The sequence below is a fragment of the Aliihoeflea sp. 40Bstr573 genome, assembly GCF_024105655.1.
GTDB lineage: Bacteria > Pseudomonadota > Alphaproteobacteria > Rhizobiales > Rhizobiaceae > Aliihoeflea.
This window is the reverse complement of record NZ_JAAAMH010000063.1, coordinates 1-1,231: the sequence shown is the minus strand read 5'-3', so window position 1 is coordinate 1,231 and position 1,231 is coordinate 1. Positions and strand designations below refer to the sequence as shown.

Genomic DNA, 1,231 nt, shown 5'->3' with positions numbered 1-1,231 from the left:
GCGAGCGCGCTGTGCGGTTGGTGTTGGATCACGAGGCTGACCATTCCTCTCGCTGGACCGCCTGCCAGTCGATAGCGGCAAAGATCGGCTGCTCGGCCCACACGTTGCTGGACTGGGTGAAGAAGGCGGAGATTGACGTCGGCAAGCGGGCCGGTGTGTCGACGGACATGGCAGCCAAGATGAAGGCTCTTGAGCGGGAGAACCGGGAGCTTCGGCAGGCCAACGAGATTCTGCGCAAGGCGAGCGCTTATTTTGCCCAGGCGGAGCTCGACCGCCCATTCAAACGATGATCGCGTTCATTGACGATCATCGCGAGGCGCATGGGGTCGAGCCGATCTGCAGAGTGTTGCCGATCGCCCCGTCGACCTACCACGATCATGTTGCCAAGCGCGCCGATCCCGAGAAGCTGTCGGCGCGGGCGAAGCGGGATCTGGAGCTTAAGCCAGAGATTAAACGTGTCTTCGCGGACAACTTCGAGGTCTACGGCGCAAGGAAGGTCTGGCGTCAGATGCTGCGCGAAGGTTTCGCAGTCGCGCGCTGCACCGTCGAGCGGCTGATGGCTGATCTCGGCCTTCACGGTGTTATTCGCGGCAAGCCGATCCGCACCACGGTGCAGGATAAGGCCGCGCCATGTCCACGCGACCATGTGAACCGGGTCTTCCACGCACCGGCCCCGAACATGCTCTGGCTCTCGGACTTTACCTATGTCAGCACTTGGTCGGGCTTCGTTTATGTCGCCTTCGTCATCGACGCCTACGCCCGCCGCATCGTCGGCTGGCGGGTCAGCAGGACCGCCCATGCGAGCTTTGTCCTTGATGCTCTCGAACAGGCACTGCATGAAAGACGGCCCGCTCATCGCGGCGGTCTGGTTCATCATTCTGACCGTGGGTCGCAATATGTCAGCATCCGCTACACCGAGCGGTTGGCGGAAGCCGGCATCGAGCCTTCCGTAGGCAGTGTCGGAGATTCTTACGACAACGCTCTCGCCGAGACGATCAACGGCCTCTACAAGGCTGAGGTTATTCATCGGCGCGGACCATGGCGAAGCTTCGAAGCCGTCGAGTTCGCCACGTTGACCTGGGTCGACTGGTTCAACCATCGCCGGCTGCTGGAGCCTATCGGCAACATCCCGCCGGCCGAAGCCGAGGAACGCTACTACGCCATGCTGGAGCAGCCAGACATGGCAGCGTAACTTAATTCAAACGGCCTCCGGCAAACCCGGGGCGATTCA

At 61.7% G+C, this 1,231-nt stretch carries 1 protein-coding gene and 1 other annotated feature; the gene reads left to right on the top strand.

The genetic code is table 11. The annotated features are described in order from the left end of the window. Window positions 1-1,192 (top strand): IS3 family transposase gene (locus tag GTK01_RS20895; RefSeq protein ID WP_252929783.1). Its coding sequence is split into 2 segments (ribosomal slippage), with 1,193 coding nucleotides annotated over them: window positions 1-252 and window positions 252-1,192; the frame shifts between segments, so codons are not numbered across the junction. This gene is flagged as partial in the annotation. After that, window positions 245-361, top strand: a sequence feature (AL1L pseudoknot). Its footprint overlaps the gene before it by 117 nt. Window positions 1,193-1,231: the final 39 nt, after the last annotated feature.